Source organism: Kribbella sp. NBC_01510 (assembly GCF_045040325.1).
GTDB lineage: Bacteria > Actinomycetota > Actinomycetes > Propionibacteriales > Kribbellaceae > Kribbella.
This window is the reverse complement of the sequence record NZ_CP109418.1, coordinates 354,250-380,062: the sequence shown is the minus strand read 5'-3', so window position 1 is coordinate 380,062 and position 25,813 is coordinate 354,250. Positions and strand designations below refer to the sequence as shown.

The following is a 25,813-nucleotide window of genomic DNA, read 5'->3' as shown; positions in this document are numbered from 1 at the left end:
TCCGATCGCTCTGTGCAGAGGTTGTGCAAGCTTTCGGTCCAGAACTCGCTCTCAAACGCATGCGTTGCCTAAGGTGTTGCGGTCCGCTGCGGAAGGTGTGGTGTGTGAACGGCGAGATACTGGCAGGGCGCTACCGCTTGGTGACCCTGCTGGGCAGGGGTGGTGCCGGTGAGGTCTGGCAGGCCGAGGACACGGTTCTCGCCCGCCAGGTGGCGGTCAAGCTGCTGCGCCGGCTCGAAGGCGACCCGATGGACGCGGTCGAGCGGTTCCGGGCCGAGGCCCAGTCGGCCGCACGGCTGACGCACCCGAACGTCGTTGCGACGTACGACGTCGGCAACGAGGGCGAACACGTGTTCCTGGTGATGGAACTCGTTTCCGGGCCGGATCTGGCCCAGCTGATGCGTACTGCGGGCCTGCCGACGGCAGAGCTGGTCACCGACATCGCCACCCAGGGTGCGCGGGCTCTGGACGCGGCTCACGCTGCCGGGATCGTCCACCGCGACGTGAAGCCGGCGAACCTGCTGCTGGCCCCGGACGGCACGCTCAAGATCACCGACTTCGGCATCGCCAAGCGCGCGGGCAACGAGACGACCGCACTGGGCGTCCTGCTCGGTACGGCGTCGTACGTGTCGCCGGAGCAGGTCCGTGGCCAGGCCGCCACCCCCGCCAGTGACTGGTACTCCTTCGGCTGTGTCCTCCACGAGCTCCTCGCTGGTACGCCGCCCTTCACGGGCCCGACCGCCGACGCGGTGATGCGCCAGCACCTCGACGCACCCCCACCGCCTGTGACGCGTAGCGACGTACCGCCGGAGCTGGCCAACCTCATCACTCACCTGCTGGCCAAGGAGCCGGCGGACCGCCCGTCGTCCGCGGCCGATGTGGCTCGGCTGCTCACGCCGTCCGCCCAAACGCAGGTGCTGGCCTTCACACCCGCCGCAGCGCCGGAAGATGTGATCGGCGTGGGCACCTGGGAAGACGAGCCGGCCGAGACCGGCACGCACCGGGCGCCGCGGCGACAGTTCCCGTTGGTCAAGGTGGGTGTGGCCGCGGCGGTCGTGCTCGCTGCGATCTCCGGGGGACTGCTGCTGCGTGAGAGCGTGACGAACGACCCGCCGGCGCAGGCCGGTGGGACACCGTCCGCACCGGTGCAGAAGGTGGCCGCGCCCACGACCACGCCGAAGCCCACTCCGACGCCGTCGAAGACTCCGTCCAAGAAGCCGACGCCCAAGCCGACGCCCACGGAAACGCAGAACCCGCAGGCGGCGCTGGTGCAGTCCTTGCGAACACTGGCGGCGCAGGTGCGGGCAACCCAGCAGGGGAGCCGGAGCAAGGCTCCGCGGGACGCCGCACGCGAGCTCGACCAGGCCGCGGAGGCGCTGGACCACGGTGACACCGCCTCAGCGGCCAAGCACTTCTACTCCGCCCGGCAGCGGCTGATCGAGGCGCAACAGCACCACCGGTGGCAGGCCACCCCGCAGATCGCCGCTCTGTTCTCCGTCGTCAGCAGCGCGTTGCCCCGGCCGGACGGCAACAACAACGAGTGAGCCACGCGACCTTCGGTAGGTGGCCGGTGTCACAGCGGGTGTCACCCTCGTGCCGGGATGCTGAGAACCGCGATACTCGCGGGTAAGGCCAACCCCAATCGACGCAGGCTGACCGAAGGAGCCGGGATGAGCAGGTTGCAGCAGACCGACGGGCTGACCGACATCCAGGAGGAGATCCTGAAGACGGTCCGCGCGTTCGTCGAGGCGGAGATCCTCCCGGTCGCCACCGAGCTCGAGCACCGCGACGAGTACCCGACCGAGATCGTCGAGGGCCTCAAGGAACTCGGCCTGTTCGGCCTGATGATCCCGGAGGAGTACGGCGGACTCGGCGAATCGCTGCTCACCTACGCACTGTGCGTCGAGGAGATCGCCCGCGGCTGGATGAGCGTGTCAGGCATCATCAACACCCACTTCATCGTCGCGTACATGCTGCTCCAGCACGGCACCGACGAGCAGAAGCAGAAGTACCTGCCCCGGATGGCGACCGGCGAGGTCCGCGGCGCGTTCTCGATGTCCGAGCCCGGCTGCGGCTCGGACGTGGCCGCGATCAAGACCAAGGCGGTCAAGGACGGTGACGCGTACGTCGTCAACGGCCAGAAGATGTGGCTGACGAACGGCGGCTCGTCGAACCTGGTCGCCGTACTCGTGAAGACCGACGAGGGGCAGGACTCGGTCTACAGGAACATGACCACGTTCCTGGTCGAGAAGGAGCCCGGGTTCGGTGAGGTGGACAAGGGCCTCACGATCCCCGGCAAGATCGAGAAGATGGGTTACAAGGGCGTCGACACCACCGAGCTGGTCTTCGACGGCTACCGGATCGACGCCGGCCAGATCCTCGGCGGCGTACCGGGCAAGGGTTTCTACCAGATGATGGACGGTGTCGAGGTCGGCCGGGTGAACGTCGCCGCCCGCGGGTGTGGGGTGGCGCGGCGGGCGTTCGAGCTGGGGATCTCGTACGCGCAGCAGCGGGAGACGTTCGGCAAGAAGATCGCCGAGCACCAGGCGGTGCTGTTCCGGCTGGCCGACATGGCGGTGAAGGTCGAGGCGGCGCACGAGCTGATGGTGAAGGCGGCGCGGAAGAAGGACAGCGGCTCGCGCAACGACTTCGAGGCCGGCGTGGCGAAGTACCTGGCCAGCGAGTACTGCTCGCAGGTGGTGGAGGACTCGTTCCGGATCCACGGGGGCTACGGGTTCTCCAAGGAGTACGAGATCGAGCGGCTGTACCGGGAGGCGCCGATGCTGCTGATCGGCGAGGGTACGGCGGACATCCAGCGGATGATCATCGGCCGAAGACTGCTCGAGGACTACAAGCTCTGAGACCGGCCGGCACGCTGGGCCGACGGGCGGGGCGGTGCCAGTCGGCGTCCAGCGTGCGGCGGGGCAGGGTCTAGGCCGTCACCCGGGCGGGAGTCTGGCGGGTGTTGCCGGAGCCGTAACCGGACAACAGCCAGATCCCCAGTTGGGTGATCTCGTGGCAGACGGAGGCGCCGGCGCGGCGGGTGGTGATCAGCCCGGCCTCGCGCAGCACGGTCGCCTGATGGCTGGCCGCGGCCGGCGAGTTGTTGCAGCGCTTGGCCAGCTCCGTCGTCGTACACCCGGACACGGTGGCCTTCAGCGCCACGGCTCGGGTCGAGCCGAGCAGTGACCCCAGCGGGTCACTCCTCGGCGCGGACTCCATCGACGCCTGCCGCAGGATGCCCGGCGCGTGCTGGATCGGGTACACCAGAACCGGTTTGAGCTCTGGGTCCCTCAGCTTCGTCGGCACCTGCCGGCAGAACGCCGACGGCTGTAACTCGATCCCCCTGCCATCGAGGTACAGATCTCGGTCGTTCATGTCGAGCACCTGCAGCACTGGGGCCACCCACCGGACCCGCGGGTGCAGTGCGGTGGCGACCGTGACCCGGGCCAGATCACGGGGAGTGAAATGAATACGGAGCACGATCCGGCCCTCCCTCATCTACGAACCGCCCACGACATCCCCAGTGCCGTCGGTCGCAGAATGTGGCGGACTGCTGACCGAACGCGATGGCGGCATTCAATCAAGGGCGCTGTTCGATCCACAACCGTTGGAACATTCCAAACGAGCGGGACTCGCGGCCATGGCATAAGGTTGCCAACCGACCCATCAGGCGGTAATGGACGTCCGGGCTCAGAGCCAGTGGTTTCGCTTGAACAGCCGGTAAAGCACAGTGCACGCGGTCAGCATCACGCCGAGGATCACGAAGTACGCGTACTTGATGCGCAACTCCGGCATGTAGTCGAAGTTCATCCCGTAGATCCCGGCGATCACCGTCGGCACCGCCAGAATCGCCACCCAGGCAGAGATCCGCCGCATGTCCTCGTTCTCGGCCACCTGCACCTGGGCCAGCCCGGCCTGCAGGATCGAGCTGAGCAGCTCGTCGAACGAGATCACCTGCTCCTTGACCCGCAGCAGATGGTCGTCGACGTCGCGGAAGTAGTTCCTGGTCTCGTCCGCGATCAAGGGGTGCCGCAGCGTCGACAGCGTCCGCATCGGCCCGGTCAGTGGCGCCACCGCGCGCTTCAGCTCCAGCACCTCGCGCTTGAGCTGGTAGACCCGGTCGATGCTCCGCCAGCCACGTGGGGTGAACATGGCTGTCTCGATCGTGTCGATATCGGCCTGTACGGCGTCCGCGACCTCCAGGTACCGGTCCACCACATGGTCCGCGATGGCATGCAGTACGGCGCCTGGGCCGAGGGACAGGCGTCCCGGCTGCTTCTCCAGGTCCTGCCGCAGGCCGGCCAGCTCGCTGTGCTCACCATGGCGGACCGTGACGACGAAGCCCGGCCCGCAGAACACCATCACTTCGCCGGTCTCGACCACCTCGCTGGTGGCGGTCAGATCCTCGTGCGGGACGTACCGGACCGTCTTCAGTACGGCGAACAGCGTGTCGTCGTACCGCTCGAGCTTGGGGCGCTGGTGCGCCTCGGACGCGTCCTCCAGAGCCAGTGCGTGCAGACCGAACTCTTTACCGATGATGGCCAGCTGGCGATCGTTCGGCTGGAAGAGGCCGATCCACACGAACCCCTGGCCCCGCCGGGCCCGGGCCAGGGCCTCGGTGTAGGAGTTGATCCGGTCGTCGCGGTGTCCGTCGCGGTAGAAGCCCCAGTCGACCAGGGCGCCGTCCAGCTTGCCGCTGGCGACCAGGTCTCCCCGGGCCGGGCCGTCACCGGCCGCACGCCGGGCGAAGACTCGTCCCATCCGGCGTGTTGCGCCCATGTCCCACCGTCGCCCGGCCATCACCGGCGAGGCTATCAAGACGCGGTAACCAGGCGTCGGCAATGATGGGGGTGGACGCACGTGGAGAGGAACGACGATGACCACGCAGGGCATGCCCTCGATGGACCCCCGGCCTAGCGGGCTGACGATCGGGACGTACGACACCTACCGGGAGGCGCAGCGAGCTGTCGACTACCTCTCGGACGAGAAGTTCCCGGTCGAGCACACGACCATCGTCGGCAACAACCTCCGTCAGGTGGAGAAGATCACCGGCCGGCTCACCTGGGGCCGTGCACTGACCGCGGGCCTGGCCAGCGGAGCCTGGTTCGGTCTGTTTGTGGGCCTGCTGCTGGGCCTGTTCACGACCGGCCACTGGTTCGCGGCCCTGCTCACCGGTGTGGTGCTGGGCGCCTTCTTCGGACTGGTGTTCGGTGGCCTCAGCTACTCCCAGTCGGCCGGTCGCCGCGACTTCACTTCCCGGACCGCGGTGGTGGCGACGACGTACGACGTACTGTGCGACTTCAAATTCGCCGAAGAGGCGCGCAACCACCTGGCCAAGCTGGCGCTCAAGGGTGAGGTGAACCCGCGCGTGCCGGAGCAGCCGATCCAGCAGCCGGTCCAGCAGCAGATGCAGCGCCCGACCGACTGACCCCGGCTGTTGGCGGGAGGTGACCTATCTCTCCTGCCGGTGAGAGCCAGACCACGGTCCGGATGCGCCCGGATTCGGCAGCATGGGTATCCACCGTGGAGGAGGAGCCGAGATGCAGTTCGGGCGTAGCTACGAGGAGTTCGAGGTCGGTGCCGTCTACAAGCACTGGCCGGGCAAGACGGTGACGGAGTACGACGACCACCTGTTCTGCCTGCTCACGATGAACCACCATCCGCTGCACCTGGACACGCACTACGCGGAAGAGTCCACCCAGTTCGGCAAGAACGTTGTGGTGGGCAACTACATCTACTCGATCCTGCTCGGCATGTCGGTGCCGGACGTGAGCGGCAAGGCGATCGCGAACCTGGAGATCGAATCACTCCGCCACGTCGCGCCCACCTTCCACGGCGACACGATCTACGGCGAGACCGTGGTGCTGGACAAATGGGAGTCGAAGTCGAAGGACGACCGCGGCGTGGTCTACGTCGAGACCAAGGGCTACAAGCAGGACGGCACCGTCGTCTGCCTGTTCCGCCGCAAGGTGATGGTCCCGAAGAACAGCTACCTCGAAGCTCGCGGCGGCGAACAACCCGGCCGCCCCACCCCCACTTCCTGACCCCGCCGCGGGTGGCGCACTGCCCCGCCCGAGCTCCCGCCTTGCCCGCCGTTTCAGCGGTCAGCCCCTGAGCTGGTGGGTTGCCCCCTCGGATGCTGAGGGGGCAACCCACTACTTGAGGCGTCAACCCCGTGGTTGGAGGGTTCTCCTCTCGAATGACCAAACGACCGATGGTTCAGAGGAAGAGTTCGATGACGGGGACGAGGACGTTCGGCTTCTGGATAGGGAGTTTCAGTGTGAGTACGTCGGCCGAGACGCCACCCATCGTGGTGTTCTGAGCGGTCTGGTGCGGGTCGTTGACGATGCGCTTGATCTCGGACGCGTCGTTCAGCAACTGGGCGTAGTTCACCTTGCTTGCCATGCCGGGCAGGTGGATGTGGCCCATCGGCCAGGAGAACAGGTGCAGGTAGAGCCGGTTGCCCTTCTGGGTAAAGCGGCAGTCCGGGGGAGCGGTGTACTCGGCCGGGCGGGCGCCGCGGACGGAGCGCTCGTGCAGCCGCATCCACTCGCCGATCGACGCCAGCGTGGCCAGCGCCCGCGGGTCGAACTCGCCCCGCCCGGTCGGGCCGACGTTCAGCAGCAGGTTGCCGTCCTTGGACACAGAGTCGACCAGCATCTTCACCAGCAGCTCCGGTGACTTCCAATCCAGGTTGTCGCGGTCGTAGCCCCAGCTGCCGTTCAGCGTCTGGCAGGCCTCCCACAGCACCGGCTGCCCGTCACGCTGCATCGGACCGTCGGGCTGGTACTGCTCCGGCGTCACGAAGTCGCCAGGGATGTCCAGCCGGTCGTTGATCAGGATGTCCGGCTGCAGCTCCCGGACCATCGCCATCAGTTCCTCGGACCGCCAGTCGTCGCGGCCCTTCCCGTGGCCGTCCCGGCCGTCGTCGTACGTGCGGCCCGGGTAGGAGAAGTCGAACCACATGATGTCGATCGGACCGTAGTTCGTCAGCAGCTCACGCGTCTGCGCGTGCAGGTAGTCGGCGTACACCTCGATGTCCCGGCCGGCCGCCTTCGCGATCGCCTCCTCGTCGTCGCGCTGCGGGTGCACGAGGTCGATCGGGAACTCCGGGTGGTGCCAGTCGATCAGCGAGTGGTAGAACCCGACCCCGAGCCCTTCGGCCCGACAGGCCTCGACGAACGGGCCGACCAGGTCCTTGCCCCACGCGGTCTTCGCGACGGTGTAGTCCGACACCTCGGAGTCCCACAGACAGAAGCCCTCATGGTGCTTGGTCGTGAGTACGGCGTACTTCATGCCGGCCTCGCGAGCCGCCTCGGCCCACTTGGCCGGGTCGTACAGGTCGGGCTCGAAGTGGTCGAAGTACGGCTGGTAGTCCTCGTCGGTCAGCCGCTCGCGGTTCTTCACCCACTCGTGCCGGGCCGGGAGCGAGTACAGGCCCCAGTGGACGAACAGGCCGAACCGCCAGTCACGGAACTTCTCGACAGAGTGCGCGGGAGGCGCGTCGGTCATCTCAGATCTCCTTAAGAGTTAACGGCCGCCCAGACCGGTGACGAGCAGGCCGCGGACAAGGTGTTTCTGCAGCAGGATGACGAGCAGCACGGTCGGGATCATCGCCATGATCGACGCCGCCATCATCAGGTTCCACTGAGTGCCCTGCTGCCCGCTGAACTGCGCCAGGCCGAGCGGCACGGTGCCCTTGGTCTCGACGCTGTTGATGATGATCAGCGGCCACAGGAAGCTGCCCCAGAAGCTGATGAAGGTGAAGACGGTCAGGACGGCGATGGCCGGACGGGCCAGCGGCAGCATGATCCGCAGGAAGGTGCGGAACGGCCCGCACCCGTCCACCCGGGCCGCTTCCTCCAGCTCGGCCGGGACGGTCAGGAAGAACTGCCGCAGCAGGAAGGTGCCGAACGCGGTGAAGGCCCAGGGCAGGATCAGCGCCCAATAGCTGTCCACCCAGCCGAGCGACTGCATCAGCCAGTACATCGGCACGATCAGCACTTCCTGCGGCACCATCAGGGTGCCCAGGAACAGCACGAACAGTTGCTCACGGCCCCTGAATTTCAGCCGGGCGAACGCGTACGCCGACATGCTCGAGGCGACCACCACGACCAGCGTCCCGGCGATCGCGACGAACAGGCTGTTCGCGAAGTAGCGGCCGAACGGCGCGAACGTGAACGCGTCGGCGTAGTTCTGCCAACGGATCTCGGTGCCGAACAGGTGCGGGGTCGGGGTGAACACCTCGTCCGCGGGCTTCAGCGAGGTGGACACGGCGTACACCAACGGCGCGAGGAATGCGAGCGCGACGAGCACCAGCAGGATGTGGGACACACTGCTGCGGATGCGGCGGCCGGTGTCTGCGGTAGCGAGTTCAGACGTCATAGTTCACCCACTTGCGCTGCCCGACGAACTGGATCGCGGTGATGCCCATGATGATCACGAACAGCACCCAGCCGGCCGCCGACGCCAGGCCCATGGTCAGGAACTGCCAGCCCTGGTTGTAGACGTACATCACGATCGTCTGGGTGGACACGCCCGGACCGCCCTGGGTCAGGATGAACGGCTGCGCGAACACCTGGAACGAGGTGATCAGCGTCAGCGTGGTGGCGAAGAAGATCGACGGCGTGATCATCGGCCAGGTGACGTACCGGAACCGCTGCAGGACGCCGGCGCCGTCGATCTGCGCCGACTCCAGTTGCGACTGCGGCACCTGGTCGATGGCGGCGGAGAAGACCAGGAAGTTGTAGCCGAAGCCCTGCCAGACCGACATCGCCACGATCGCCGGCATCGCCCAGGTCGACGAGCCGAGGAAGTTCGGTGCGCTGATGCCGAACCAGCTCTGCAGCACGCTGTCGATCAGGCCGCCCGGCTGGAACAGCAGCCGCCAGACCATCGCGTTGGCCACCATCGGCGTCATCACCGGGATGAAGAACAGCACCCGGAACGCCTGCCGGCCCTTGATATGCGGGCCGATCCAGAGCGCGAGCCCGAGCGAGACGACCAGGTTCAGCGGCACGTACAGCACCACGAACAGCACCGTGTTCAGCACGACCCGCCGGAACACCGGGTCGTGCAGCAGGTGGGTGTAGTTGTCGATGCCGAGGAACGTGCGCTGGCCGAACACCGGCCAGTCGAACAGGCTGATCCCCAGCGCCATCGCGGTCGGGAACAGCGTGAACAGGGCCAGCCCGGCCAGGCTCGGGGCCAGGAAGACCCCGGCGTGCCGGGCGTCCCTTCGCAGCGCGGGCCGCCGCCCCGCCCGGGTGGTACCGGGCGGTGCCCCGGGCGGGGCGGCGGTAGTGGTCGTGGTCATGGGGCCTCCCGGCCTGGACTGAGGAGCGCAAGGAGCGAAGCGACTGGAGCGACGAGGGAAGGCCGGGAGCCAAGGCCCCATGACCCTGCCGGCGCCGGAGGCCCGGCCATGAGCGCAGTCGCCATCAGGACCCAGCGCCCGCCTGGTCTTGGATGGTCTTGAGCGCCTGGTCGGGCGGGATCTCGCCGTTCAGCGCCTGGGTGCCGAACCGGCCGAGCAGGTCGGCCACCTGGACCCAGTTCTTCGATGTGACCAGCGGGACCGAGTTCTCGGAGGCGTAGTCCAGCGTCTCCTTCGCGCCGTCGATCCCCGCGGCCGTGAACCAGGCCGGGTGCGCGGCGGTGCGGGCCGGGTACGCGCGGCCGGCCGAGGCCAGCGTGGTCAGCGGCTTCTCACTCGTCATCGACATGATCGCCTGGAAGGCGGCGTCCGGCGTCTTGCACGACCGGGAGATGCCGAACCCCGAGCCGGCGGTGTAGGTCTTGGAGCCGTCCGGACCGGCCGGGATGGGCGCGATGCCGAGCTGGAACTTGACCTTGCCCTTGGTGTCGATCAGCGACCACGGACCGTTCAGCTGCATCGCGGCCTTGCCGGACGTGAACTGCGTGGTCTCGAAGTCGGTGTTGCCGGACGGCACCTGCGGGGCGATCTTGTCCGTGCGGACGAAGTCGGTGTAGCTCTGGAAGCCCTGCTCGAACTTCGGGTCGGTGAGGGCGAGCTTGCCGTCGGCGAGCGGCTCGGCACCGGTGAAGGTCCGCACCCACGACGTCACACCCAGATCGCCGGGTGCCGTCACCAGGCCGGTCCGCCCGGCGGCGGTGAGCTTCTTCGCCGCCGCGTTGAAGTCGTCCATCGTCCAGCCCGGCTTCGGGTCGGCGACGCCGGCGGCCTTGAACATGTCCTTGTTGTAGAAGATCACCATCGGGCCCGAGTCGTACGGGATCGCGATCTGCTTCCCGTCCACCTTGAGGCCGTCCATGATCGGCTTGTCGAAGTCCTCGGCCTTCAGGTTGTACTTCTTCATCAGGTCGTCCAGCGGCAGCATCGCACTCGCGTACGACGCGGTCCGCAGGCTCTGCATGCCGATGATGCACGGCGCCTTCCCACTCGCCAGCAGGGTGCCGATCTTGGACCAGTAGCTGTTCCAGTCCGTGCCCTGGAGCTTGACGGTGATGCCGGAGTGGTCGGTGTGGGCCTGGTCGGCGACCTTCTGCCAGGCGGCCTGGTCCTCGGTGCCTCCGATCCAGAACTGCCAGGTGAGGTCGGCCTGATCGGCCGAACCGGATCCGCCGCTGCTGCCGCCGTTGCCGCCCCCACAAGCGGCCACAGCCGTGAGAGCCAGCGCCGACAGGGCGGCGGTGGCCCAGCGGCGTGCCCGCGCTGGTGTTGCTTTCATCGCTGACCTCCAGGGGATGTGCTATTCATCCGATCTATATGACGAACTCTTGACATGAGTCAACAGTTCGTGTCCTTAATTCAGGGTCGAAACTCACGCTTGAGCCTGAAAAATCGCTCAGACATCCGATGTCTCTGCGACGAACATCGGATGTTTCCAGGAGAACGAGGGGGTGTGTGTGCGGGTCACCGACGAAGCGATCGACCGGATCAAGCAGATGATCGTGACCGGCGAACTGCAACCTGGCGACCGCTTGCCCCGCGAGCCGGACCTGGCCGCGCGCCTCGGTCTGTCCCGGAGCTCACTGCGGGAGGCGGTCAAGGCGCTCGCGCTGATCCGGGTCCTGGAGGTCCGCCAAGGCGACGGGACGTACGTGACCAGTCTCGACCCGTCGCTGCTGATGGAGACGATGGGCTTCGTCCTGGACCTGCATCAGGACGCGTCGGTGCTGGAGTTCTTCGAGGTACGACGGATCCTCGAGCCGGCCGCGGCCGCCCGGGCCGCGCTGCGGATGGCGGACGAGGACATCGCCGCGCTGCGCAAACTGCTCGACGAGCTGGGCCCCGAGCCGTCCGTGGAGGACCTGCTCTCGAGCGATGTGGAGTTCCACCGGCTGGTCGCGGTCGGCAGCGGCAACCGGGCGCTCGCCTCGATCATCGACAGCCTGCGTCAGCCCACCTACCGGGCCCGGATCTGGCGCGGCCTGACCCAGGACGACGCCGTCGCCCGGACACTGGCCGAGCATCGGGCCATCCTCGACGCGATCGAGGGCCACGAGCCCGAAGTGGCCAGGTCCTGGGCGACGGTGCACATCGCCGGCGTGGAGCGCTGGATCCAGGAGGCGGTCAATCTCGACGAGGAGCGAGCTCCAAGAGGACTGCCGAGGGCATCGGCAAGGTCAGGTCGAGACCTGAGCCGGTCCACTCCAGTGGAGTACTGACCAGCTTGCTCCGCTCGGCCAGCTCGGCGAGTTGCTCATCGGTCGGCCAGTCGCCGAGATCCGTCGCCGCCGAAGCGATGTCTCCGACACCGACGGCCAGCGTGGTGGCGGTGGCCTGCCAGGACGGATCCACGCCGGGCAGCTGCACGTGGACCGTCCTGGACAGTTCTGGAGCACCCGCGGCCTTGGTCTGGTCGAGGGTGAGATTCCACAGCAGTACGGCGATCCGGTCGCGGTCCCGTGATGCCCAGGCCTCGACCAGGCTGCCGCCGCCGTCGCCGGTCACGGACACCGGCAGCTCGACCGGCCCCAGCCGGCTGAGCATCGTCATCGCGTGATAGCGCGGTTTCGCCAGTCCACCAACGGTTTGCAGCCCGAACCCGCCGTGCAGCAGACGCGGCGGACGACCCAGTTCCTCGAAGTGGTCCGACGCGACCCAGTACGCGAGCGCGTCGACGCGTCCGGCCGCCGACCGCATCCCGCGCAGCAGGAACACCCCGGAGAACACCGAGTCGTTGATCGGGTTGAAGTGCGTCGGCGTCACACCCCACTCGGTCCACAGGATCCGCGCGTCACCGAACCCGTGCCGCTCCAGCGACGCCCGGACGTCGAGCGGCGGCGAACCGTAGGTGTGGGTCGACACGAAGTCCACCGCCGTCCCTTCGGCGGCGGCGTGGGCGAGCAGATCGTCCACCCAGCCGGCCGCGGCCGATGACGGCCCACCGACCGCGAGCCGTTCGTCGACGGACTTCACAGCCGCCGCGGTCACGTCGTACAGGTGTAACCACTCGGCCTTCGTGCCGGACCAGAACACCTCGAGGTTGGCCTCGTTCCAGACCTCGAAGTCCCAGGTCAGCACCTCGTCGGGGCCGTACCGGTCGAGGAGGTGCTGGACCAGTGCGCGAACCAGGTCGTGCCATCGCTCGTACGACTTCGGTGGCGAGATGATCGCGCCGTACGCGAACACCGTCTTGGTTGGATCGCTCGCCAGGTCGCGCGGCATGAAGCCGAGCTCGACCACCGGCCGGAGCCCGGTCGCGAGCAGCTTGTCGTAGATCGCGTCCACGACCTCGAAGTCGTACGACGGTTCGCCGTCGACCTCGGTGTACACCCTGGTGTCGTCGTGGAAGATCGCGTGCGCCCGGACCGTGCGTACGCCGATCTCGTCGTGCATCCGCCGGAGCGCCTGCTCGAGCTCGGCGCCGATCTCGTGCCCGCCGGTGCGGTCGGTGCAGAGCAGCTGACTCAGCCGCTCACTGCCGACCATCGGGACCCACGGCTTCGGCAACTCGATGCCCTCGGCAACGGCATCGACGGTCACGTCGACCTGGGGAACCGTGTCAGCGGCAACGAGGGGGACGGCGCCGACGGTGTGGCTCGGCCGTCCGCTGACGGTCACCTCGGGCACGCTTGCGACGGCATAGCGGTACGGCGTGCCCGGGGTACAGGTCGTGTCGACGTACGGCGGCGCCGGGACGGAGAGGACGTCTCCACTGTGGTGATCGACCGGCTCGAGCTTCCCGTGCTCGCCGGCCGCTCGCAGGATCAGGTAGCCGGCCGCGCCGTCGACGGGTGACCAGTCGATCGTCACCTGGCCGACGCCACCGACCGCTGAGACCTCCTTCGGCGGATCGAGGTCCGGGAAGGAGAACGCGCGCTCCTCGTCACTGCGGAGCGCGATCCGCTCGTCCCAGTCGGTCTTGGCGTCCTGCTGCATGCATCAATCTCTCTCTGGTCGTTGCGTCCGAAGAATCGAGGGCTATAGGGCACGAATCTTCGGACGCAACGGGGTGGACAGGGTCAGGCGAGGCCGGATTCGAACTGCTCCATCGCGATCAGGGGCCGGATCCGCTGCTCGACCTGGGGGCTGCTGAAGTTGCGCCGGACCAGGTCGTTGGCAAAGACGTTGCCGATGGCACCCATCACCATCGCCTGGTCGAGGGCGAGGTAGCGCTTGGCGATCAGGCCGGACTTCACCGCGACGGAGTCGTAGAAGCCACCGCCGCTGTAGGCGTGCAGATTCGTCTCGATCCGGCTCAGGTTGTCGATCGCCTGCCGGGGTGCGTACTGCATCGCGAGGAACGCCGCGTGCGGGGTGACCACGCCATCGCCGTACGTCGGGTTGGGATTGGTGCCCTCACGACACCCCTCGAAGCCGGCGTCGTAGTTCGTCGCCTCCAGGTCGGACGGGTAGCCGCCGGGGTCCATCCCGATCGCCTCGACACCGTAGACGGAGTACCCGCCCTTCGGGTTCGAGGCGGGGGAGAAGCCCCAGTAGCCGTACTTGGCGTCGTCCAGCCCGTGCTCGATGTGCGCACGGACGGTCAGCGGGTGGTTGATGCCCCAGCTGCGTGGCGCCCAGGTCGCCTCGGGGATGAACAGGTCGGGCATCAGGGACTCGAACATGTCACCGCCCCAGGACGGCACGAGCCGCATGCCACGGTAGGTGTAGGTGCCTTCGAAGACGTCGAGGCCGAGATACGTCCGGTGCACACCCTTGGGGCGCTGCTCCACCCACGACCAGTCGCAGCTGTCCGGGAAGGTCCGGTAGGTGGCGAAGTACTGCGTGTGTGGGACCTGGCCGAGCGCGAAGCCGATGTATCCGGCGATCCGGGCCTCGGTGTTGCACGTGTCGTAGTGGAACTTGCGGTAGTACACGTCCGGACCGGTGCCGGCGTGGTTGCCCTTGTCGGTCTCCTCGTCCGGCGGCGGGGTCTCGAAGAAGCCGCCGCGCATCAGTCCGCCGGGCCGGGCCGCGGGGTTGTAGTAGTAGGCGAAGTTCATCTTGTTCAGCAGGGAGTCCGCGAGGGCTCGGGCGCCCGGCTCGGCGTTGCGGACCACCATCAGGGCGCAGGCGAGCCAGCCGTTGTCGACACTCGACACGAACGGCGTGATCGGCCTCGTCCCGTCCGGGTCGACGTACCGGACCTCGCCGGTCGCCTCGTCGTACCAGTTGAAGTACATGCCACTCGGCTCGTGGTGGTCGACCCGCGACATCGTGGTGAGCGTCTGCCTGATCCGGCGCAGGGACTCGCCAGGGGAGATGATGCCGAACTCACGGGCGACGATGGTGCTCCACAGGTAGCCGCCGATGTTGGTGGGAGACGTGTAGTTGCTGCGGATCGGGCTCGTCACGGACTCGCCGATGTTGTCGGCGGGCAGGCCGGTCGTCTCGTCGGTCATCGCGACCAGGCTGCGCCAGGTGTCCCGCGCCCAGCGTCCGACCAGGGCACGGTCGGACGTGGTCGGCTTCCAGCCGCCCTTGAGAAGCTGGGCGGGGCTCGCGGCGTACGACGTACTGGTCGAGGAGGCCGTGGCGCCGATGAGAGCGGCGGAACCGGCGGCGGTGAGCAGGGTGCGGCGACTGATGGTGGCGGTCATCTTGTCTCCAGACGGTCTATTTGAGGCCAGTAATGGCAATGCCCTTGGTGACGTGGCGCTGGAAGACCAGGAACATCACCAGCACCGGCAGGACGACCACGACCGCGCCGGCCATCAGCAGGCCGAAGTTCTGCGCGTTCTGTCCGGTCGAGTACAGCGCCAGGGCGACGGGAAGGGTGTACTTGTCCTCGGTCTGGGCGATCACGAGCGGCCAGAGGAAGTTGTTCCAGGAACCGAGGAAGGTGAGGATGCCGAGCGTGGCGAGCGCGGGCCGGGTCAGCGGCAGCATGATCCGGGCGAAGATGCCCAGCTCACTGGTGCCGTCCACCCGGCCCGCGTCCATCAGGTCGTCCGGCAGCCCGAGGAAGAACTGCCGCATCAGGAACACGCCGAACGGCGAGACCAGGAACGGCAGGATCAGGCCCGGGTAGGTGTTCGCCAGCCCGGCGTTGGTGACGAGCACGAACAGCGGCACGAACGTGACCATGCCCGGGATCATCAGCGTGGCCAGTACCAGCACGAAGAGCGCGTTGCGGCCCTTGAACCGCAGCTTGGCCAGCGCGTAGCCGATCATCGAGCAGAAGGTCAGGTTCCCGGCCGTGACGACCAGCGCGACGATCGCTGAGTTGAGGAAGTAGCGCGGGAAGTTCGCCTTGCTGAACAGGGCGTCGTAGTTCTCGGTGGTGGCGTTCTCCGGCCACCAGGTCGGCGGGACGCGGAGCAGCTCGCCCTGCGTCTTGAAGCTGCCCAGCACCATCCAGAGGAACGGCGCCGCGACGGCGACCAGACCGAGCACCCCGATCAGGTAGATCCACCAGGTGCGGCGCATCACTTCTCCCTCAGCAGCCGGAACTGGATGAACGTGATCACCGCGATGACGACGAACAGGATGTACGCCATCGACGTGGCCAGGCCGTAGTTGCCGAAGCCGAACTGCTGGTAGGTGTACATCGACACCGAGATCGTGCTGTTCAGCGGCCCGCCCTGGGTCATCACGAACGGCTCCTCGAAGAACTGCAGATAGCCGATGCCGGTGACCACACTGGTGAAGAGGATCGTTGGCCGCAGCAACGGCAGGATCAGGTACCGGAACCGTTGCCAGGGGCCCGCACCGTCGATGTGGCCGGCCTCCTCGACGGACTGCGGGATGCCTTGCAGCCCGGCCAGGAAGATGATCATCGCCGCGCCGAAGTTCCGCCATACCGCCATCGCGATCAGCGACGGCATCGCCCAGGTCTTCGACGCCAGCCAGTTCGGCCCGTCGATGCCGACCCAGCCGAGCGCGGTGTTCAGCAACCCGGAGTCCGGCGCCAGCACGAACCGCCAGATCACCGCGATCGCGACGATCGACGTCACCACCGGCAGGTAGTACCCGACCTTGAACAGGGCCTGGAATCGCTTCACGCCCCGGTCCAGCAACACCGCCGCCGCCAGCGCGACGACCAGTGTCAGCGGTACGCCGAGGATCACGAAGTACGCCGTGTTGAACGCGGCCTTCCGGAAGGTCTCGTCCGACAACGCCTTCACATAGTTGTCGAACCCGACCCCGTTGACGGCGAACGGCGTCCGCAGATCCCGCTGCCGCATGTCGGTGAAGCTCATCCCCAACGACCCGAGCATCGGCCCGGCCGTGAACGCGAGGAAGAGCACGACGAACGGCAACACCAGAATCCACGCGGCCGCGGTCTCGCGGGTGATCCTTCGCCGCGGGCGCCCGGGCGACGGCGTACGCCGTTCCGCCCGGGGCCGCGACTCAGTCAGAGTAGACATCGGCTCAGCTACCGCCGGTGCCGATCGCCGTTGCCTTGGTCTGGATGGCCTTGGCCGTGTCGGCGGGGGACTGGCCGGCCTTCGCCATCTTCTCGACCTCGGCGTCGAACGCGGTCGCGACCTGCTCCCAGTTCACGATCGCCGGCGGCGCCTTGGCGTCCTCGAGCTGCTTGCCGAACACCGGCAGCAGCGGGTCGGCCGCGATGCTCGGGTCCTGCCACGCGCTCTTCACCGCCGGCAGGTCGGACGACAGCTTGAACCAGGAGGCCTGCGTCTTCTGGTCGGACAGGAACTTGACCAGCTTCCAGGCGCTGTCCTTGTTCTTCGACGACTTGAACACCACGAAGTCGGAGCCGCCGACGAACGACGTCGAGGTCTTGTTCTTCGGGATCTGGAACACGCCGATGTTCGGCTTGATCGCTTCACCGCCGGCCTTCGCCACCGACCCGGCCATCCACGGGCCGGAGATGAACATCGGCACCTGCCCGTTGACGAACTGCGCCTCGGTCTGGTTCGGCGGCAGGTCGGTGCCGGCCAGCTTGTCGGTGAAGAAGCTCTGGTAGTACTTCAGCCCCTCCTGCATCTCCGGGGTGTCGAAGGTGAACTCCTTCTGGTCGTCGCCGGTGATGTTCGCGCCGGCCGACCAGGCGAACGGCATCACGGTCTGCCAGGAGCCCGCGCCGCCCGGCTGCAGGTTGATCCCGTACTTGGCGCCGGCCTTCTCCTGCATCGCCTTGGCCATCGCCTTCAGCCCGTCCCAGTCGGTCGGCGGCGTGCTGAACCCGGCCTTCGCGGCCAGGTCCTTGCGGTAGAACACCAACCGCGTCTCGACGTACCAGGGAACGCCGTACTGGGTGCCGCCGACCTTGGTGGTGTCGAGCGCGCCCGGGTAGAAGCCGGAGTTGTCGAAGCCCTGCGGGGTCGGGTCGAGTGCGCCGAGGTCGGCGAACTCGCCCATCCAGGTGGTGCCGACCATCGCGGCGTCCGGCAGCGACTGCGCCGTGATCGCGGTGGTGAACTTGTTGTGCGCGGCGTCCCACGGGATCGGGGTGACGGTCACCTTCACGCCCGGGTTGGCCTGCTGGAACTGCTCCATCAGCTTGGGCAGGTTCTCGCCCTCGGTGCCCATCGCCCAGACGGTCAGGTTGCCGGTGGCGGGTCCTTCGCTGACCGTGGTCGTCGCCTGGGCCCCGCCGCTCGGCGTGTCCGCCGATCGGCCACAACCGGCCAGCGCGAGCGCTGTGGCGGTGAGCGCAGCACTGCCGATCACCAGTCGGCGGCGGATGCTGTGGGTGAACATGTGTTGTCTCCTCACTCGGTTACTTCCGCATCCCCCGGTTTCGTGCCGCAGCTGTCCCGCAGCACGAGTTGTGTCGCCAGTACGTCGTTCCGCGCCCGCGACCGATCTCCGGACACGCGCTCGTGCAACCGCTGCGCCGCCATCCGGCCCAACTCGGCCATCGGCTGCCGCACAGTGGTCAGCCCCGGCGACACGTACCGCGCCGCCATCACGTCGTCCCACCCCGTCACCACGATGTCCCCCGGTACGCCGACCCCCGCCGCACGCAACGTGGCCAACGCGGCCAACGCGAGCTCGTCGTTCGCGCACACCAGCCCGTCGGGCCGGTCCTTGGTTGCCTTGAGCATCTGTTGGGCAACCTCGACACCGGCGTCCTCCGTCAACGGCACCCGCTCGGGCTTCGGCACCTCGAGGCCGCGTCGCTCGAGCGCCTTGCCGAAACCGGCGTACCGCTCGGAGACGTCGTACGAACTGGCGGGGTCGCCGACGAAGAGCAGGTTGGTCCGGCCGTGGTCGAGCAGCCGCGTGGTGAGTTGCTCGGCACTCGCGGAGCTCTCGCTGCGGACCGAGTCGCACCCGGTGATCGGTGGATGCGCGATCAGCACCAGCGGCACTCCGGCCTTGCGCAGCCCCTGGATCGTGGCCAGGTCGAGAGCGTTGCCATGGACAACGATTCCGTCGACCCGCCCGGCCAGGTCGCGGACGCTGCGGCGGGGATCCGGGTTGCCATGCGTGACCGTGATGACGACGCTCTGGCCGTGCTCGCCGGCCCAGCGTTCGTACCCCATCAACAGATCGCCGTAGAACGGGCCGGCCAGGTCGGGCAGTACGAGCCCATGCGCCTCATGCCGCTGTACCGCCAGGCTGCGGGCGGCGCGCAGCGGTACGTAGTTGAGCTCCTGCGCCGCCTGGTCGACCCGGGCTCGGGCCTTCTCCGAAACCGGTCCAGTCCCTTGCAGGACACGCGAAACCGTCGCGATCGACAGCTTCGCCCGGGCCGCGACGTCGTAGATCGTCGCCGGCCGGCCGGTGGTTCCGGATGCCACGTGCTCGCTCCTGGAGGTCAGAGTGGAAGCGCTTACAGTTTCCGACCCTGCCCTGTCCGAGGTGCATCGGTCAAGACCTCGGAGCCGATCTGCGACGATGAGGCGGTGACCACACACGAACGCGAGGACCAGCTCTTTCTCGTCCGGCACGGCGAGACCGAGTGGAGCAGGTCGGGCCGGCACACGTCCGTCACCGACCTGCCACTGACCCCGGAAGGGGAGCGCGTCGCGACGGGTTTGAAGCAGCGGCTGGCAGGCGAGAAGTTCGACCTGGTGCTGACGTCACCCCGGCAACGAGCCCGGCGTACGGCGGAACTCGCCGGCTACCCGGACGCGGAGGTCGACGACGACCTGGTCGAGTGGGACTACGGGGACTACGAGGGCATCACCACCGCGGACATCCGCAAGACCGTGCCCGGCTGGACGGTCTGGGCCAACCCAGTACCCAACGGCGAAGCCCCCGCCCAGGTCGCCGTCCGCCTCGACCGTGTCAACGCCCGCATCGCCGCCGTACCCGGCGACGTCCTCGTCTTCGGCCACTCCCACGCCCTGCGCGCCCTGACCGCCCGCTGGCTGGAACTGGACGTCACCGAAGGCCGCCACTTCGTCCTCAACACCGCCACCATCTCGGTCCTCGGCTGGGAACGAGGCTCCCCCGCCATCCACCACTGGAACGCCTAGCCGCTTTCCGCAACAAAGTTTGCACAGGGTGGCAGTGATGTTCCGGAAACCATCAGCGCACCGGGCAGGACGGGCCGCAGGGCTTGGCCTTTAGGTCGGGCTGGGTGCGGCGGAGGACCCGAAGCACCTGTAGGGCGGCCTCGCACGGCCGGCCGGTGATGTCGATCCATCCGTAGCGCAGGGTCGCCTCGGCGCGCAGAGTCGCGCGGTTGTCCCGGTCGAGGTCGCGCCACCGCCGGTTCGGGACGAGGTGGAAGCGGCCGTCGAGCTCGACCACGAGCTCGAAGCCGGCATAGAAGACGTCGGTGAACTCGCCTTCCACCGCCCGTTGCCGAACGCCGGTCGGCAGTCCGTGCCGACGCTCCACGTCCCGCAGATAAAGGAGCTCGAGCAGCGAGTGTGACCCGGCCGCGACATCGGTGAGGATCGCCCGTAGCAGCCGCCGATGGCGCAGCCGCGGACGGTCGGCCAGCGCAATCGCGATGTCGACGGGACGGACCCGGCCGCTCTGACATGCCTCGGCGATCACGGCGGCTGCCTGGTCCACCGAGCGGCTGAGTCCGACGATGTCCAGTACGGCGTCCGCGGGTGTCCGGCGCGGTGGTACGACCGGGGCGAGACGGTCGGCCCAGCGCTGGTCGCGGTGGATGACGACGTTGGGCCGCGGGCGAACCCGCCGGCGCTCCGGAATCGTCACGTACACGGGACGGTTGCTGTCCGGCTTGAGCAGGCCAAGCTGCTCCGCGGCGGTGTAGTGGCTCCAGGCTGCTTCGGGACCGGCATAGAGCAATGCCGCCAGCAGGTGCTCGTCGTACCCGATGGGTCCGGTGTGCGTCGCGTACACGCCTGGGTGAACGGTCTGCCAGCGCCTACTCCGCATCGGCTGCCTGATCTTGGACTCGGTCCAGCCCGCGGCGAACAGTTGGGAGCGTGACACGATCCGCCCTTGGTCGTGGATCAGCCCCTGGAGCCCGTCGTTGGCAAGCTGCGGCTTCCACCACCAGTCCATCCCCCAAGCCTGACCGAATCCCCCGATCCCCGCCGACCCCCTGTGGACAACCGCGAAGGCACAGGTTTCCGGAACATAGCTGGCGTCAGGTGACCGTTTGTTTCCGGAAAGACGAGCCCGAGGTGAGGAGGGTGGCTAGGAGATCCGCGCGGGCTTGGCGGTGGCTGGGGCGGAGGCGCGCTCCCTGGTTGAGGGTTGCTTGGCCGTGGAGGGCGCTCCAGAAGACCTCGGTCAACGTCTCCGCGTCCCCGCCGGCGAACGGCGTCACGCCGGCCTGGATCTCGCCGAACGCGGCCTTGAGCGCCTCCGGGCTCTCGGCACCCCCGAACACCAGATCCGTACGCCGCACGAACATCGCCTCGTACACAGCTGGATGCTCCTCCGCATACCCCAGATAGGCCTCCGCCACCGCCCGCAACCCAGCTGCGTCCGCCGCCACCGCGCCATCCCGATCTGATCCGCTCCGGCCCGCGGCCGGCCCGCTCGCCTCGCGGCCGCTCGCCCCGCTCAGCCGCGCCGCGCGGAGGGCGGCAGCCAGCTCCACGAAGCCTTCGAGGGCTACGGCGGCGGCGATGGCGTCCATGTTTTTGAAGTGGCCGTAGAGGACGGGCTGGCTGTAGTCGACGGCTTCGGCGAGGCGGCGGGTGGTGACGGATTCCCAGCCTTCGGTCTCGGCGAGGTCGCGGGCGGTGCGGACGATCAGGTCGCGGCGTTCCTCGTGGGCGCGCTCCCGGCGTGGCTGAGTCGGCATAGACCGGATATTAGCACCGCTAGACAAACTAGCAATAGCAATGATAGCGTCGCTAGGAAACTTAGCACTGCTAGAACACTGGAGACCTGAGATGCGCCGCTTCACCACTGTCCTGACCATCCTGCTCGGCCTGTTCCCGCTCTCGTTCGGACTGCGCTTCCTGCTCGACCCGCACGGCGCCGCCGCCGGGTTCGGCATCGACCCGTGGCCGAACCCGGCGCAGCGGCCGGTTACTTCGCGGTGAAGGGGATCCGCGACATCGTCATCGGACTCAACCTGCTGGCGCTGTTCGCGCTCGGCCAGCGCCGCGCGACCGGCGTACTGATGGCGATCGCCGCGATGATCCCGATCGCCGACATGGTCATCGTGCTCACCCACGGCGGCTCCGTCGCGACCGCGCTCGGCATCCACGGCCTGACCGCCGTGATCGTCCTTTTCGACGCCTGGCTGCTCCTCCGCGAGCGCCGTACGGCGGACCTCGCTCAGCCGGTGGGCGTCCACTCGTAGAGCTCGATCGTGCAGTACTCGCGGAACCCGAGCCCGGCGTACACCGACCGACCGGCGGGCGACGACCCCAGTACGCCGTACTCCGCGACCGCCTCGGCCTCACGGAGTGCGGCGTACGTGATCGCGGCCCCGATCCCGCGCCTCCGCGCCTCCGGGACCGTCATCACGAAGTAGACCCCGGCCACGCCGGCAGAAAGAAACACCGTCGTCGTCGCGACCGGCGTACCGTCGAGCAGGCCCAGGTAGTGCCGCCACGGATCGCGGTACCCGAGCTTCCGGTAGACCGACGCGACCCACCGCGCTTCCTTCTCGCCCTCGCCGAACCCTCGCCCGAGCGTCGCCTCCCAGATCGCCAGAGCGTCATCGTGGCCGACGCGGGTGATCTCCAGCCCAGGTACGGCGCTCGGCGCGACCAGCTCGGAGATCCGGACAGCCATCCCCGGCTCACTCCCACCCGCTGCGAACCCGGCCGGGATCAGTCGGTCACCAAGGTCGTCCCGCATCGACGGGCCGACGTGCCAGCTTCCCGGGACCTTGTGTTTCTTCAACAGCGCAAGGGATTCCGCCACGGCATCATCGCTGGACGCGGCGACCACCGCGTTGTGATAGTCGATCGGCGAACCACCGATCGTCCATCGCGCCCCGGCGTCGTCCCGCTGCTCGCCACCACCCGCCGCGCCCATCGCCATCAGCAACTCGGCGGCGTTGTCCTCGATCGCGCGAACCAGCTCAGCGTCCTCCACCGCCTCAGTCTGGCTGATCAACCGGGCAGGGCGCTCCACTGTTCCAACGTCGACACCAGCAATGTGGTGGTGGCCAGCGACAGGAACTCCGAGCGCGTGACGAACTTCGCGTCGCTCGCGTCGTCACCCGGAGTGAGGGTGCCGCCGACCGCGGTCGCCTCGTAGTCGCGGATCACGTAGAGCTTGCCCTCCGGAGCCTCGCGTTCGACCTCGCCGACCAGCTCCCCGACCTCGACGACGAGCCCGGTCTCCTCCGCGACTTCCCGGGCCACCGCCGCCGGATCGTCCTCGCCGGGCTCCACCCGGCCGCCCGGGATCGACCACAGTCCCCGCCCGGGCTCGTTCGCCCTGCGGACCACGAGCAGCCGGTGCTGCTCGTCGTACACGAGAGCTCCGACACAGTCGACCCGCCGCGCATCCATGCCACCGCAGAATAGGCACCCTGGGGATAACTGCAAGGTGTCGGGGGTGAACGCGGATAGCATCTGCGGTGACAGAAGGCCTTCGAAGGGATCCGGACCGCTCGTGCGCATCGATCTGCACACTCACTCGAACCGCTCGGACGGCACCGACCCGGTGGCCGTCCTCCTCGCGCACGCGCAGGAGAGCGGTCTCGACGTGATCGCGCTCACGGATCACGACACCGCCGACGGGTGGACCGAGGGCCGGATCGCGGCGGAAGAGCTCGGGATCGGGTTCGTCCCCGGCATCGAGATCTCCTGCAAGCTCAACGGCGTCAGCGTCCACCTGCTCAGCTACCTGCTCGACCCCTCCTACCCGGCGCTCGCCGAGGAGCTGCGGATCGTGCGCGAGGGCCGCACCGACCGGATCCCGTCGATCGTCGCCCGGCTGAACAGCGTCGGCATCCCGCTCACCGTCGACGAGGTGCTCGCCCAGGCGACCGGTACGCCGTCGGTCGGGCGGCCGCACGTGGCCGACGCGCTGGTCGCCAACGGCACCGTCGCGAACCGCAGCGAGGCCTTCGACCGATTCCTCGCGGACGGCCGCGCCGGGCATGTGCCGCACTACGCGATCGAGCCGGGCCGGGCGATCGACCTGGTCCGCGCGGCCGGCGGCGTACCGATCATCGCCCACCCGTGGGGACGCTCCAGCTACAAGGTGATGAATCAGGACACCATCGCCCGCCTGGTGCAGGACCACGGCCTGGCCGGTATCGAGATCGACCACCAGGACCATTCCGGACCATCCCGTACGGCGCTGCACGCGATCGCCGACGACCTCGGCATCATCGCCACCGGCTCCAGCGACCACCACGGCGCCGGCAAGATCGACCACGACCTCGGCGTGAACACCACCGACCCGGAGCAGTTCGAGCGACTGCTCGAGGTCGCCAAGGAGAACGCGACCGCCGCCCCCGACGCACAGGTCCCCGAGGCCTACCTGCCGTGAACAGTGTCATCAACATCGGGCTGTTCACCGAGGTCCTGGTGACGCTCTTCGTGATCATGGACCCACCGGGCACCGTGCCGGTGTTCATCTCACTCACCGCGGGCCAGTCCCGCGCGGTCCGGAAGAAGGCCGCGTGGCAGGCGGTGCTGGTCGCGTTCGGGGTGATCGTCGTGTTCGCGGCGTTCGGTCAGCAGATCCTGAACCACCTCGGCATCACGCTGCCGGCGCTGCAGTGCGCGGGCGGCCTGCTGCTTCTGCTGATCGCGCTGCAGTTGCTGACCGACACCGCCGAGGACCCGGTCCAGACCAAGGACGTGAACATCGCCTTCGTCCCGCTCGGTACGCCGTTGCTCGCCGGACCGGGCGCGATCGTCGCCACGATGGTGTTCGTCCAGCGCGCCAACGGCTCGCTGCCGGATGTGGTCGCGATCTCGCTCGGCATCATCGCGATCCATCTGGTGATGTGGCTGACGCTGCGGTTCTCCGGGGTGATCATGCGGATCCTGGGGGAGAACGGCGTACTCCTGGTCACCCGGATCGCCGGCCTGCTGCTGAGCGCGATCGCGGTCCAGTTGATCGCCAACGCGGTCAGAGAGTTCATCAAGGCGGGCTGACGTGGACGACATGCTGCCCGGGATGCCGACGCGGTTGTTCGTCGCGACGCCGACCAAGCTGCTCACGTTCGCGGACTGCAAGCGCAAGTACCGCTACACCTACCTGGAGACGCCGCGGCCGCCGAAGGGTCCGCCGTGGGCGCACAACACGGTCGGCGCGATCGTCCACGAGGTGCTCGCCGACTTCTTCGGTCGCTGGCCGGCTGCCCGCCGTACGCCGGACGAAGTCGTGGCCAAGATGCGGTCGAGCTGGCGCAGCGAGGGGTTCCGGGACGAGCAGCAGTCGCTGGACTGGCGGGACCGGTCGACCGACATGGTGCTGGGCTACCTGCGCGATTCCGATCCGTACTACGCACCCCGCGGAGTGGAGCGTACGGTCGCCTTCACCACCGAGCGGGCCTCGTTGCGGGGACGGGTGGACCGGATCGACGAGCGTGCCGCCCGCGACGGGAGCGGCGGCACCGAGCTTGCGATCGTCGACTACAAGACCGGTCGCCGCCCGTTGACGCCGGTGGACGCACGGTCGTCACTCGCGATGGCGCTGTATGTCCTGGGCGCTCGCCGAGTCCTGCACAAGCCGTGCACCCGCGTCGAGTTGCACCACCTCCCGACCAACACGATCGCGGCGGCCGACCACGACGACGAGTCCCTCGCCCGCCACCAGCGCCGGGCCGAGTCGATGGCCGACGACGCCGCCGCGGCCGAGGCCCGCTGGCGCGAGGGCCTGACCCCGGCCGAGGCCGACGAAGCCTTCCCACCTGAGCCCTCCGCACTGTGCGGCTGGTGCGATTTCGTCCGCATCTGCCCGCAGGGCCGCCGCGAATCCCCACCCCGCGACCCCTGGGCCGGCCTCGACGACACCGCCCCCATCCCGGTCGAGGACGCCGGCTGAGTCGTCGTACCAGCGCCATGTGCGTGGGGTGCCAGCGGGGGGCTGGAGAGTGGA

General features: G+C 68.1%; 27 protein-coding genes. 11 read left to right on the top strand and 16 right to left on the bottom strand.

The window, feature by feature from the left end; translation table 11 throughout:
- Positions 1–104 precede the first annotated feature (104 nt).
- Both OG558_RS01840 and OG558_RS01835 read left to right on the top strand, forming a co-directional pair.
- Complete coding sequence (locus tag OG558_RS01840; RefSeq protein ID WP_405068645.1) at positions 105–1,544, top strand: serine/threonine-protein kinase; 1,440 nt, start codon at positions 105–107, stop codon at positions 1,542–1,544.
- Positions 1,545–1,670: 126 nt separating this feature from the next.
- Complete coding sequence (locus OG558_RS01835) at positions 1,671–2,861, top strand: acyl-CoA dehydrogenase family protein (protein WP_405068644.1); 1,191 nt, start codon at positions 1,671–1,673, stop codon at positions 2,859–2,861.
- Between the two features lie 70 nt (positions 2,862–2,931).
- Here the strand turns inward: OG558_RS01835 and OG558_RS01830 are convergent, their stop codons facing one another.
- Complete coding sequence (locus OG558_RS01830) at positions 2,932–3,501, bottom strand: winged helix-turn-helix domain-containing protein (RefSeq protein ID WP_405068643.1); 570 nt, start codon at positions 3,499–3,501, stop codon at positions 2,932–2,934.
- Positions 3,502–3,693: 192 nt separating this feature from the next.
- Entirely contained in the window at positions 3,694–4,782 is a 1,089-nt protein-coding gene (locus tag OG558_RS01825; RefSeq protein ID WP_405068642.1) for a magnesium and cobalt transport protein CorA, read from the bottom strand.
- A 97-nt stretch (positions 4,783–4,879) separates the two neighbouring features.
- Between OG558_RS01825 and OG558_RS01820 the strand changes: the two genes are divergently transcribed.
- Together OG558_RS01820 and OG558_RS01815 are read left to right on the top strand one after the other, a co-directional pair.
- Positions 4,880–5,431 carry a general stress protein gene (locus tag OG558_RS01820; protein WP_405068641.1) on the top strand — a complete coding sequence of 184 codons (552 nt, stop codon included), beginning with the start codon at positions 4,880–4,882 and terminating at the stop codon, positions 5,429–5,431.
- Between the two features lie 112 nt (positions 5,432–5,543).
- Positions 5,544–6,047: a MaoC family dehydratase gene (locus tag OG558_RS01815; RefSeq protein WP_329481110.1), complete on the top strand. Its 504-nt coding sequence runs from the start codon at positions 5,544–5,546 to the stop codon at positions 6,045–6,047.
- A 175-nt stretch (positions 6,048–6,222) separates the two neighbouring features.
- Here the strand turns inward: OG558_RS01815 and OG558_RS01810 are convergent, their stop codons facing one another.
- The 4 genes from OG558_RS01810 to OG558_RS01795 form a co-directional block, all read right to left on the bottom strand.
- On the bottom strand, positions 6,223–7,515 hold the full coding sequence (locus OG558_RS01810; RefSeq protein WP_405068640.1) for an alpha-L-fucosidase: 1,293 nt from the start codon (positions 7,513–7,515) through the stop codon (positions 6,223–6,225).
- Between the two features lie 18 nt (positions 7,516–7,533).
- Positions 7,534–8,388, bottom strand: coding sequence for a carbohydrate ABC transporter permease (locus OG558_RS01805; protein WP_329481106.1), 855 nt, complete (start codon positions 8,386–8,388; stop codon positions 7,534–7,536).
- A complete protein-coding gene (locus tag OG558_RS01800; RefSeq protein WP_329481104.1) occupies positions 8,378–9,319 on the bottom strand; it encodes a sugar ABC transporter permease in 942 nt (313 codons plus the stop codon). Before OG558_RS01800 ends, OG558_RS01805 begins: the two co-directional genes overlap by 11 nt.
- A gap of 124 nt (positions 9,320–9,443) precedes the next feature.
- Complete coding sequence (locus OG558_RS01795; protein ID WP_328518587.1) at positions 9,444–10,715, bottom strand: sugar ABC transporter substrate-binding protein; 1,272 nt, start codon at positions 10,713–10,715, stop codon at positions 9,444–9,446.
- 178 nt (positions 10,716–10,893) lie between these two features.
- On the opposite strand from OG558_RS01795, the gene OG558_RS01790 reads away from it, so the two are divergent.
- Positions 10,894–11,655 (top strand): FadR/GntR family transcriptional regulator, encoded by a 762-nt coding sequence (locus tag OG558_RS01790; RefSeq protein ID WP_329481100.1) that lies wholly within the window; start codon positions 10,894–10,896, stop codon positions 11,653–11,655.
- Here OG558_RS01790 and OG558_RS01785 read toward each other — a convergent pair.
- The 6 genes from OG558_RS01785 to OG558_RS01760 all read right to left on the bottom strand — a co-directional run bounded on the left by OG558_RS01785 (position 11,561) and on the right by OG558_RS01760 (position 19,152).
- Positions 11,561–13,372, bottom strand: a complete 1,812-nt coding sequence (locus OG558_RS01785; protein WP_405068638.1) for a GH39 family glycosyl hydrolase — start codon at positions 13,370–13,372, stop codon at positions 11,561–11,563. The genes OG558_RS01790 and OG558_RS01785 overlap by 95 nt on opposite strands.
- An 83-nt stretch (positions 13,373–13,455) precedes the next feature.
- On the bottom strand, positions 13,456–15,036 hold the full coding sequence (locus tag OG558_RS01780; protein WP_405068637.1) for a glucoamylase family protein: 1,581 nt from the start codon (positions 15,034–15,036) through the stop codon (positions 13,456–13,458).
- A gap of 16 nt (positions 15,037–15,052) precedes the next feature.
- Entirely contained in the window at positions 15,053–15,865 is an 813-nt protein-coding gene (locus tag OG558_RS01775; protein ID WP_329481094.1) for a carbohydrate ABC transporter permease, read from the bottom strand.
- On the bottom strand, positions 15,865–16,806 hold the full coding sequence (locus OG558_RS01770; RefSeq protein WP_405068636.1) for a carbohydrate ABC transporter permease: 942 nt from the start codon (positions 16,804–16,806) through the stop codon (positions 15,865–15,867). Before OG558_RS01770 ends, OG558_RS01775 begins: the two co-directional genes overlap by 1 nt.
- Positions 16,807–16,810: 4 nt before the next feature.
- Positions 16,811–18,106, bottom strand: coding sequence for a sugar ABC transporter substrate-binding protein (locus OG558_RS01765; RefSeq protein WP_329481090.1), 1,296 nt, complete (start codon positions 18,104–18,106; stop codon positions 16,811–16,813).
- A gap of 11 nt (positions 18,107–18,117) precedes the next feature.
- Positions 18,118–19,152 (bottom strand): LacI family DNA-binding transcriptional regulator, encoded by a 1,035-nt coding sequence (locus tag OG558_RS01760; protein ID WP_405068635.1) that lies wholly within the window; start codon positions 19,150–19,152, stop codon positions 18,118–18,120.
- Between the two features lie 105 nt (positions 19,153–19,257).
- On the opposite strand from OG558_RS01760, the gene OG558_RS01755 reads away from it, so the two are divergent.
- Positions 19,258–19,833 (top strand): histidine phosphatase family protein, encoded by a 576-nt coding sequence (locus OG558_RS01755; protein WP_405068634.1) that lies wholly within the window; start codon positions 19,258–19,260, stop codon positions 19,831–19,833.
- 52 nt (positions 19,834–19,885) lie between these two features.
- Here the strand turns inward: OG558_RS01755 and OG558_RS01750 are convergent, their stop codons facing one another.
- Entirely contained in the window at positions 19,886–20,842 is a 957-nt protein-coding gene (locus tag OG558_RS01750; RefSeq protein WP_405068633.1) for a hypothetical protein, read from the bottom strand.
- An 85-nt stretch (positions 20,843–20,927) separates the two neighbouring features.
- A complete protein-coding gene (locus tag OG558_RS01745; RefSeq protein WP_405068632.1) occupies positions 20,928–21,593 on the bottom strand; it encodes a TetR/AcrR family transcriptional regulator in 666 nt (221 codons plus the stop codon).
- A gap of 91 nt (positions 21,594–21,684) precedes the next feature.
- Here OG558_RS01745 and OG558_RS01740 point away from each other — a divergent pair, with 91 nt between their 5' ends.
- The gene (locus OG558_RS01740; RefSeq protein WP_405068631.1) at positions 21,685–21,837 is read left to right on the top strand and encodes a DUF4267 domain-containing protein; all 153 of its coding nucleotides are present in this window, start codon (positions 21,685–21,687) and stop codon (positions 21,835–21,837) included.
- Entirely contained in the window at positions 21,798–22,100 is a 303-nt protein-coding gene (locus tag OG558_RS01735) for a DUF4267 domain-containing protein (RefSeq protein ID WP_405068630.1), read from the top strand. The genes OG558_RS01740 and OG558_RS01735 overlap by 40 nt, the downstream gene beginning before the upstream one ends.
- Here the strand turns inward: OG558_RS01735 and OG558_RS01730 are convergent.
- Positions 22,076–22,843, bottom strand: a complete 768-nt coding sequence (locus OG558_RS01730) for a GNAT family N-acetyltransferase (RefSeq protein ID WP_405068629.1) — start codon at positions 22,841–22,843, stop codon at positions 22,076–22,078. The genes OG558_RS01735 and OG558_RS01730 overlap by 25 nt on opposite strands.
- Before the next feature lie 17 nt (positions 22,844–22,860).
- On the bottom strand, positions 22,861–23,265 hold the full coding sequence (locus tag OG558_RS01725; RefSeq protein ID WP_405068628.1) for an NUDIX hydrolase: 405 nt from the start codon (positions 23,263–23,265) through the stop codon (positions 22,861–22,863).
- Positions 23,266–23,368: 103 nt separating this feature from the next.
- Here OG558_RS01725 and OG558_RS01720 point away from each other — a divergent pair, with 103 nt between their 5' ends.
- From OG558_RS01720 to OG558_RS01710, 3 genes are read left to right on the top strand one after another with little or no spacing between them, the layout of a single operon-like run.
- On the top strand, positions 23,369–24,253 hold the full coding sequence (locus OG558_RS01720; protein WP_405068627.1) for a PHP domain-containing protein: 885 nt from the start codon (positions 23,369–23,371) through the stop codon (positions 24,251–24,253).
- Entirely contained in the window at positions 24,250–24,867 is a 618-nt protein-coding gene (locus OG558_RS01715) for a MarC family protein (RefSeq protein ID WP_329481071.1), read from the top strand. The genes OG558_RS01720 and OG558_RS01715 overlap by 4 nt, the downstream gene beginning before the upstream one ends.
- Before the next feature lie 10 nt (positions 24,868–24,877).
- On the top strand, positions 24,878–25,759 hold the full coding sequence (locus tag OG558_RS01710; protein WP_329484763.1) for a PD-(D/E)XK nuclease family protein: 882 nt from the start codon (positions 24,878–24,880) through the stop codon (positions 25,757–25,759).
- Positions 25,760–25,813: the final 54 nt, after the last annotated feature.